The 7,933-nt window shown below is 42.5% G+C and carries 10 protein-coding genes and 1 pseudogene; 9 read left to right on the top strand and 2 right to left on the bottom strand.

Going from position 1 to position 7,933, the window contains the following annotated elements; all coding sequences use genetic code 11:
* Together O9323_RS19080 and O9323_RS19075 are read left to right on the top strand one after the other, a co-directional pair.
* A pseudogene (locus tag O9323_RS19080) lies at nt 1–283 on the top strand (hypothetical protein); the annotation flags it as partial.
* 288 nt (nt 284–571) lie between these two features.
* Nucleotides 572–859 carry a YggT family protein gene (locus O9323_RS19075; RefSeq protein WP_002733084.1) on the top strand — a complete coding sequence of 96 codons (288 nt, stop codon included), beginning with the start codon at nt 572–574 and terminating at the stop codon, nt 857–859.
* Here O9323_RS19075 and O9323_RS19070 read toward each other — a convergent pair.
* Entirely contained in the window at nt 856–1,296 is a 441-nt protein-coding gene (locus tag O9323_RS19070; RefSeq protein WP_002753281.1) for a hypothetical protein, read from the bottom strand. The genes O9323_RS19075 and O9323_RS19070 overlap by 4 nt on opposite strands.
* Nucleotides 1,297–1,382: 86 nt before the next feature.
* Between O9323_RS19070 and O9323_RS19065 the strand changes: the two genes are divergently transcribed.
* The 7 genes from O9323_RS19065 (at nt 1,383) to O9323_RS19035 (ending at nt 6,260) form a co-directional block, all read left to right on the top strand.
* Complete coding sequence (locus O9323_RS19065) at nt 1,383–1,976, top strand: hypothetical protein (protein WP_002753279.1); 594 nt, start codon at nt 1,383–1,385, stop codon at nt 1,974–1,976.
* Nucleotides 1,977–2,039: 63 nt separating this feature from the next.
* Nucleotides 2,040–2,300 carry a glutaredoxin 3 gene (grxC, locus tag O9323_RS19060; RefSeq protein ID WP_002753278.1) on the top strand — a complete coding sequence of 87 codons (261 nt, stop codon included), beginning with the start codon at nt 2,040–2,042 and terminating at the stop codon, nt 2,298–2,300.
* Between the two features lie 15 nt (nt 2,301–2,315).
* Nucleotides 2,316–3,296, top strand: coding sequence for a glutathione synthase (gshB, locus tag O9323_RS19055; protein ID WP_288125588.1), 981 nt, complete (start codon nt 2,316–2,318; stop codon nt 3,294–3,296).
* Nucleotides 3,297–3,445: 149 nt separating this feature from the next.
* Complete coding sequence (locus tag O9323_RS19050; RefSeq protein WP_061430498.1) at nt 3,446–3,757, top strand: DUF2499 domain-containing protein; 312 nt, start codon at nt 3,446–3,448, stop codon at nt 3,755–3,757.
* Nucleotides 3,750–4,067 carry a DUF3593 domain-containing protein gene (locus O9323_RS19045; protein ID WP_287232778.1) on the top strand — a complete coding sequence of 106 codons (318 nt, stop codon included), beginning with the start codon at nt 3,750–3,752 and terminating at the stop codon, nt 4,065–4,067. The genes O9323_RS19050 and O9323_RS19045 overlap by 8 nt, the downstream gene beginning before the upstream one ends.
* Nucleotides 4,068–4,232: 165 nt before the next feature.
* Entirely contained in the window at nt 4,233–5,252 is a 1,020-nt protein-coding gene (locus tag O9323_RS19040) for a glycosyltransferase (protein WP_288125587.1), read from the top strand.
* A gap of 132 nt (nt 5,253–5,384) precedes the next feature.
* Nucleotides 5,385–6,260, top strand: coding sequence for a Tab2/Atab2 family RNA-binding protein (locus tag O9323_RS19035; protein WP_002753274.1), 876 nt, complete (start codon nt 5,385–5,387; stop codon nt 6,258–6,260).
* Between the two features lie 44 nt (nt 6,261–6,304).
* Here O9323_RS19035 and O9323_RS19030 read toward each other — a convergent pair whose 3' ends face one another.
* On the bottom strand, nt 6,305–7,774 hold the full coding sequence (locus O9323_RS19030; RefSeq protein WP_288125586.1) for a carotenoid oxygenase family protein: 1,470 nt from the start codon (nt 7,772–7,774) through the stop codon (nt 6,305–6,307).
* Nucleotides 7,775–7,933 lie beyond the last annotated feature (159 nt).

Below are 7,933 nucleotides of genomic sequence, written 5' to 3'. Positions count from 1 at the left end.
TGAACCCTATCGCAATCCTCCCAACCGTAGCGAGATTCGTAATTGTTTAGCGAAACTTTTGACGATTTTAGCCGAACTGCAAAGACAAGCTAAACGGGAAAATCAGAGTTACAATGAAGACAATGCCCCTCGTTTGTGGATATTATCCCCTTCCGCTGGTATCACTGTTTTAGAGGGATTTGGAGCAAAGTTAAGGTCAGATTAACCAGAAGGAGTCTATTTTCTTCCCTTGCTTTATCGCACGGCAATTATCGCTATTAATCAATTGCCTATCACTCCTGAGAGGTAGTGATTCGGTAAATACTCGGGAGCATCTCACTTATGCAGAGAATACAAAGGTTATGGAAAAACTACTTGAATAATCGGAGTCTCCCCAAAAGGAAAACTGCGTACCTCACTATTAAGATAACTACTGTATTCAGTTTTCTTACCCGGTGTCCGTCAACCGGGAGGAATGCCGATAGCTGGTTAAAACCACTAAGATAGGACGGCGAGAGTAACTAAAGACGATTTTTTTGGTAAGATCAAAGCTAAACTAACCATCACGCCTTACTTGAGGAAAGATTTATTTATGAGCGATATAGGGTTTATTTTGACGATAATCAACAATTTCCTACAAATTTACTCGGTAATCCTAATTGTTAGGGTTTTACTGACTTGGTTCCAAAATGCCGGTTGGGCCTATCAGATTATGTCTTTTCTCAGTCCGATTACCGATCCCTATTTAAACCTCTTTCGCTCGATTATCCCACCCCTAGGCGGGATGGACTTGTCCCCGATCCTCGCTTTCCTGCTGCTCAACGTTGTTCAGAGTGTCGTAGCCACAGGGGCCAGCAGTCTGGTCAGCAGCGGTTTCTAAATCCGCGGATCCACACTACTGGTAAAACCGGAAGCTTTGAATTTTTCCAGTCGCAAGGGGGTTGGTTGATTGGTAGAAACAGAAATTCTGATCTCGAAATCACTAATCCCCGGCGGCACTTCGGGAATCGCCCCGACTCGGCTACGATTTTGTAAAGCTGGTTCCCCGTTAGCATCGTAAATCCGACCAAAAACATCGGCATCATAGACGGTTTTTCCAGAATTATTTTTAGCTTTGCCAGTGATTAAAAAACAATTAGCCGGAAAACTGGTTCCCCCACTGGTGACACTCCCCTCGGCTAATTCGGGGGGACAGTCTTTGTAAGATACATCTAATAGTTGAATTGGGGTCAAAGCTTGAGCAGTAGGGATGATAAGCAAGCTAGACAGCCAGAAAAGAACAGAAAGGAGCAAAACGGTGAGCGAGCGTGGTGTCATAGATGAGTGATTTTACGGTATGATTTCCCCAATACTTAGATTATCGTGGATCGTCACCCTTTGAAATCAGCTTTTTTAGGACTCTCATGGATCGAGATGAGATTGAAACCACTCTCAAAGCGGCTTTTCTCCAGTGTGAGGCTTTATCCTGTCCTCTCAATCAACAACAAAAAGAAATTTTGTTAGAGGTGTTTTTTGAGCGAAATTCCCTCGCTGATGGCAATCCCCTAGATGAATTAACATCTATGCAAAGGGAGATTTTACTGGAATTTATCCTCAAACAAGAACGGGAAAATTTAGCTTGGAAAAGTTCCCTCCTCAATGATTGGCTTAACGATCGCCCTTCCGGTGCGGTACAATTTATCCGCGATCAGTATGGCTTGGCTTGGTTGAATAGCATAAAACCGATTCATTGGCAAGAATATTTACAAAAATTAAGGTTAACCAGAGAAAAATTACAGGTAGGAGATGCGATCGAGGTGTCTAATGGATTATGGGAATGGATTCCCGCAGACGCTGCCGATAGTTGCGACTGGTTTCCCTGTGAGGTAATAGAAGTAAATGAAAGTGAGGATGACTCCCCCCCTGTTAGTTGCCGTATTCGCTTTCAAAACGGTGAAGAATGGGAAATACAAGGAATATATCGGTGGAATCGCCCTAATTGGCGTTTTCTGACCTGAAGGAAGATCACTGCTCGGTTATCGGCTAAAATTTAAGATATGTAAAGAAGGGAGATAAATTTTATGGCCGCTAATGTTGAGATCTATACTTGGAGTTCCTGTCCTTTCTGTATCCGCGCTAAAGCATTACTCAAGAAAAAAGGAGTGGAGTTTACCGAATATTGTATCGATGGTGATGAACAAGCGCGAGCCAAAATGTCCGATCGAGCCAATGGTCGTACAAGTGTACCACAAATTTTTATAAACGATCAACACATCGGGGGCTGCGATGACATCTATGCTTTAGAGAGAAGTGGTGGTTTAGCTCCCCTGTTGCAGAATTAAGGATAAAAACTATTAATGAAACTAGCCTTTATTATCGATCCGATCGAGTATTTAGATCCGGGCCATGATACCAGTGTAGCTATCATGGAAGCGTCCCAATTATTAGGCCATGAAATTTGGATTACTTCCATCACCGATCTCAGTGCGATTGCGGGAAAAGCTTGGGCAAAACTAACTAAAATTGAACTGGTTCCTGTGGAGTTAAAAGATAATCATTGGGAGGCTATATCTCAATGGTATCAAAGACAAGAGACAGTTTTTTCCTGCCTAGAAAACTTCGATTTTGTCTGGATGCGAAAAGACCCACCCGTGACAATTGCCTATCTTTATGCCACCTATTTATTAGACCTGATCGACCCCCAAAAAACTCAAGTAATTAACTCAACTAGGGGTTTACGCCATGCCAACGAAAAGTTATACACGATTCACTTTGCTCAGGTAATGCCCGCCACAATTGTTTCCCAAGATAAAGCGACGATTAGGGAATTTGTCAACCAAAAAGGGGCGGCAGTTATGAAACCTTTAGGTGGCAAAGCAGGGGAGGGAATTTTATTTCTTAGTCCCGAAGATCGCAATCTCAATTCAATGATTGAAATTAGCACAAAATGGGGACAAGAACCAGTAATGATTCAAGATTATTTACCAGCTGCCAAAGAAGGAGATAAACGCATTATTGTCCTCAATGGTGAACCGATCGGGGCAGTTAATCGCATTCCCACCGGTTCAGAATTTCGCGGTAATATGGCCGTGGGTGGACGAGTAGCAAAAACAGAAATCAGCGATCGAGAATTAGAAATCTGTGCCACTTTAGCCCCAAAATTACGAGAAGATGGCCTATATTTTGTCGGATTAGATGTGATTGGTGGCTATCTGACGGAAGTTAATGTCACCAGTCCCACCGGCATTCGCGAGATCGATCGATTAAACAATGTTAGTTTAGCTCAACAGGTAATTCAATGGCTAGAAAGTTTTGCTGGTGCCAAGGCTCTGCCTTGACACACAATATTTAAGGCTCTTAAAGTATCCTTCAGGTAGAACATGGGAACGAGATAAGAGAGTAGGAAACTTCTATTTAATACTGCTCACTTAAAACTCAAATCTGATAACTGATAACTTACCCACTGATAACTGATAACTGTAAAAAAATGAATGCTTTATCAATACCGACGTGGATGGTTCATGTATCGAGTGTCGTAGAATGGATAGCGGCAATCTGGTTAGTCTGGACCTATAGCGACATCAGTAGCGATCGATCGTGGCGAATGTTATCTTGGGGGATGTTACCCGCTTTAATTGGGGCCATGTGTGCCTGTACATGGCATTTTTTTGATAATATCAGTGCCTTATCCTGGTTAGTCACCCTACAGGCAGCCATGACTGTCTTAGGAAATTTTACCCTCTGTGCTGCCGGTTGGTGGCTGTGGCGTTCCAGTAAAATTAGCGTTAACAATGAATAAAGACAGTTTATTTGCCATTTCCCTGTTTCCCTATCTGGGGTTTCTTTGGTTTGTCACTCGTTCGGGAAAAATGCCTCTTTTAGCCCTAATTGGCTTTTATGTGCTGTTAATCTTCGTTTTTATCACCATTCCTGCCGGTATCTACGCCAAAATCCACTATGGTCAAGAATTAGCCAACGTCGATTGGTTACACGGCAGCGCCGAACTTTTCCTCACCCTCTCCAATATTCTCGTCGTCTTAGGTTTTCGTCAGGCAATTTTAGCCAAAAAGCAAACAGGGAGCAGTGAACAGGGAACAGGGAGTGGATAATGGGAAGTGGGAAGTGGGGGGTATTTTCAGGGAACAGTGGACAGTGAACAGTAAACAGTAATCAGTGAACTGACAACTCACATCTGATGACTGATAACTGATAACTGATAACTGATAACTGAATTGTGATACAATCGCCCCAGAACGTCCCCACGTCAGTCAACTATGTCCCCGATTACACCGTCCATCAGTGTCAATGAACCCAACCCGCAGGCTGCCACCCAGACTTTATCGGTAGTGGTTCCCATTTATAACGAAGTGGACAGTATCTCCCATCTCGTGGAGAGTATCGCCTCGATTTTGCGTTCTTATCGAATTAACTACGAGATTATCTGTGTTGACGACGGTTCTAAGGACGGTTCCACCGAGGTTTTAACTAATTTAGCCAAAAATCGCGATGATCTCAAGGCGGTAATATTGCGACGCAACTACGGACAAACCCCGGCTATGGCTGCCGGATTTAATTATGCCACGGGACGGGTCATCATTACCCTCGACGGCGATTTACAGAACGATCCCAATGATATACCCCTATTATTGGCCAAATTAGAGGAAGGTTATGACCTCGTGAGTGGCTGGCGCAAAAATCGCCAAGATGACCGGGTAAAACGGCTTTTACCCTCAAAAATAGCTAATTGGCTGATAGCAAAGGTAACAGGGGTCAAATTACAGGACTACGGTTGTTCTTTGAAAGCCTATCGAGCCGAATTAATCGCCGATATGAATCTCTACGGGGAATTACATCGCTTTTTACCCGCGTTAGCTTTTATTGAAGGGGCAAAAATAACCGAAATTCCCGTTAATCACCACGCTAGACGGTTCGGACAGAGTAAATATGGTTTAGGTCGCACAATTCGCGTGATTATGGACTTATTTACTGTCTTTTTTATGAAAAAGTTCCTCACCCGTCCGATGCACATTTTTGGACTCTACGGACTGTTATCCATGGTAGTGGGGATTATTTTAGGCACTTATCTGACTATTCTCAAACTCGGTTTCGGACAAGAAATCGGCGATCGACCTTTGTTAATCCTGGCTGTGTTATTCTTTTTAACTGGGGTACAATTACTCTGTTTTGGTCTTTTGGCAGAAATTTTGATGCGAACTTACCATGAATCCCAAAAACGTCCTATCTACCGCGTTCGTACTGTTGTCGGGGATAGGGAATTTTTCAGTGAGCAGTGAGCAGTAAACAGTAATCAGTAAACAGTAATCAGTGAAAAGACATCTCGGAACTTGCCACTTAATATTGTTCACTGAAAACTCAAATCTGATAACTGAATCACTGATAACTGATAACTGATAACTGAAAAAAATATGACTATTTGGGAACTTGATTTTTATTCGCGGCCGGTGGTGGATGAAAATAATAAAAAAAGATGGGAATTGTTAATCTGTGAAACTCCAGTAACAATCGATCGCTCCTCCGATACAATATTTAAATATGCCAGTTATTGTCCTAATACGATGGTTAATTCCCAATGGTTATCAGAGGCAATTACTGCAGCTATCAAGGCAGCGGGGGTAACTCCCAAAAAAATTCGCTTTTTCCGTCGTCAGATGAATAACATGATTAGCAAAGCTTGCGAGGATATCGGTATTCCCGCTTCCCCTAGTCGTCGCACTCATGCTTTAACGAGATGGATAGAAGAAAGAATGGTTAATTTCTATCCCCAAGAAGTTGGTTATGATCAAAATTTAACTAAAACTGCTTCCGTGAATTATCCCCCTTTAAATGCTGTTCCCCTTCCCGATGCTGTCCGGGGAGATAAGGCCGATAAATGGGCTTTTGTCACGCTAGAATTGTCTTCTTTTCATGATATAAAAGATTGGGATATTAGCTTCGGAGAAAATTTGCCTATACTGGGGATGGGATTAGATGAGAATCTAAAAATCCCCGGTTTAGTTATTTTTTCCCCCCGCGCTTTACCCCTAGCTGGTTGGATGTCAGGGTTAGAAATGGCCTATTTAAAGTTAGAAACTGGTTCCCGTCCCGTGCTACGTTTAGAAACGGGTGCTAGTGATAGCTGGATTCTCGTCAACGTCACTAATACCGAGACTTTAAAGGAAGCCAAAAACTTTGAAGAAGCTAAACAAAAAGCCAATAATCTGCATTTTTTAGCCATTCAATCTAACCCTGAATCGGAATCCTTCGCTGGTTTTTGGCTACTACAAGAAGGCTCTCAAGAGTAAAGTTTAGTCAGGGTGGGTTTTCAATCCACCCCCACAGAATTAACTTAAAAACATTGTCTAGTCCAACTACCGTGTAACCCGTAGGGAATATGATGTTTAAGATGGATAACTGCTAGGGAATTAGTGATATCTTTAGCATCTAAGATTACCATATTCGATCGATGATTGGCTGCATCGTAAGTGACTACCAATAACCAACCATCATCGTCAGCGATTCCATCGGGTTTAGGCACAAAAATTGGCTCACCTGCGAATCCCCGGGGGGCAAAAGAATGTAATTGTTTTTCTCCCGTTAATAAATCCAGTTTTAAGATTGCTTGCAAAGGAGCATTACCAGTGGCATGATGAGCGGCAGCGATGTATAAATAACGGTAATCTCGACCAACTTTTGCAGGATTAATGCTGGGAAACTCACAACAATGCTCTAGAATACATTCTCTTGTAACGGTATTTTCTGATAAATTTAGTGTAAATCGCCACAGATGTCCGGGAGCTAAACTATCAAAATCTACCGATTGAAAATTGCTATTTGAATCCAGTTGTGGTAAGGATTGATAACAAATAGAATCAATATAAATTTTCTCCCCTTGTTCAAAAGCATTGCTATGATGGAAGACAAAACCCGATGGAGTTTCTAAAACTTTCACTTCTCCTTTGTTAGGATCCCGGGGGATAATAATAATCTTAGTTAACTTGTCCGGTTGATTGATAACGCATTCTCCCGCACCTTTTAACCCAAAAAGAAAGGGAAAAGGATTATAACCAACCGGGTTTTGGAAAAAGATAGCGTAGTGGGGAGTAATAACAAAATCGTGGATAAAACAAAAGCCCGGTATGCTGTGGGTATGACGACGTAATAACTTACCCGTGGGACTAATTTCGTAGAGAGTAATGGCACTCGACAAACCCGTTTTAATGGCAAAATTTACCAGACAAGGTTGATGATTATCGAAAATACAAGCGGGATCGATGCGAGGATGAGCGGCAAAAGCATCGCCTTTTTCCAAGATACCATCGAGGTAGTCTAAACCAATAGTATCAAGGGTTTTAGAATCGAGGCGATGGGGTTCGGCCGCTTCCCAAAGTGCCAGTAATTTATCACCCCAGTAGATAACATTAGTATTAGCAATATTTTTCAAACGCAAATCAAAAGCATTGCCGAAAACTCCCCCCGGTTTTTTCGTGCCGAAAACACCGCGATAAAGGGGTTTTCCCGCTTTCTGTTCCTGGAGATAACCTTGGGTTTTAACAAAACGATTACGATAATGTACACGCCCATGATTGAAGCTAATCGCGCTGATCATACCATCTCCATCGAAGGGATGAGCGATCGCCGTGCCAGCGATATCGAGTAAACCAGGGCCGTTTTTAAAGACTGTACCCTGTAAATCGGGGGGAATTTGCCCCTCGATATCTTCTACCTCGTAATCGTACTCGTTAGGTTGGGATTGATAGCCTTTTTGCCAATCCTGACGATTATAGGATTTTTCGCCAATTGTCGGAGTTAATACCATGGTAGTTTTAAGTTTATATTATTAGGGGTCGAGAAGGTCGTCACCGACCTCCCCTCCCATTCAGAACCGTGCGTGAGACTTTCGCATCACACGGCTCCTAGTTTGACTATTCCCTTGTTAAGGATACAGCTTGACTTCCTTTGATTAACCTTGTATTAT

This window comes from Microcystis sp. LE19-131.1A, assembly GCF_027532015.1.
Classification (GTDB): Bacteria; Cyanobacteriota; Cyanobacteriia; order Cyanobacteriales; family Microcystaceae; genus Microcystis; species Microcystis ichthyoblabe_A.
The sequence above is the reverse complement of the archived record's forward strand: the minus strand, read 5'-3'. Positions and strand labels throughout refer to the sequence as shown.

Excerpts from the sequence above, each read along its gene's own strand:
- O9323_RS19075 (WP_002733084.1), top strand. The coding sequence starts at position 572 with ATGAGCGATATAGGGTTTATTTTGACGATAATCAACAATTTCCTACAA.
- O9323_RS19070 (WP_002753281.1), bottom strand. The coding sequence starts at position 1,296 with ATGACACCACGCTCGCTCACCGTTTTGCTCCTTTCTGTTCTTTTCTGG.
- O9323_RS19065 (WP_002753279.1), top strand. The coding sequence starts at position 1,383 with ATGGATCGAGATGAGATTGAAACCACTCTCAAAGCGGCTTTTCTCCAG.
- grxC (WP_002753278.1), top strand. The coding sequence starts at position 2,040 with ATGGCCGCTAATGTTGAGATCTATACTTGGAGTTCCTGTCCTTTCTGT.
- gshB (WP_288125588.1), top strand. The coding sequence starts at position 2,316 with ATGAAACTAGCCTTTATTATCGATCCGATCGAGTATTTAGATCCGGGC.
- O9323_RS19050 (WP_061430498.1), top strand. The coding sequence starts at position 3,446 with ATGAATGCTTTATCAATACCGACGTGGATGGTTCATGTATCGAGTGTC.
- O9323_RS19045 (WP_287232778.1), top strand. The coding sequence starts at position 3,750 with ATGAATAAAGACAGTTTATTTGCCATTTCCCTGTTTCCCTATCTGGGG.
- O9323_RS19040 (WP_288125587.1), top strand. The coding sequence starts at position 4,233 with ATGTCCCCGATTACACCGTCCATCAGTGTCAATGAACCCAACCCGCAG.
- O9323_RS19035 (WP_002753274.1), top strand. The coding sequence starts at position 5,385 with ATGACTATTTGGGAACTTGATTTTTATTCGCGGCCGGTGGTGGATGAA.
- O9323_RS19030 (WP_288125586.1), bottom strand. The coding sequence starts at position 7,774 with ATGGTATTAACTCCGACAATTGGCGAAAAATCCTATAATCGTCAGGAT.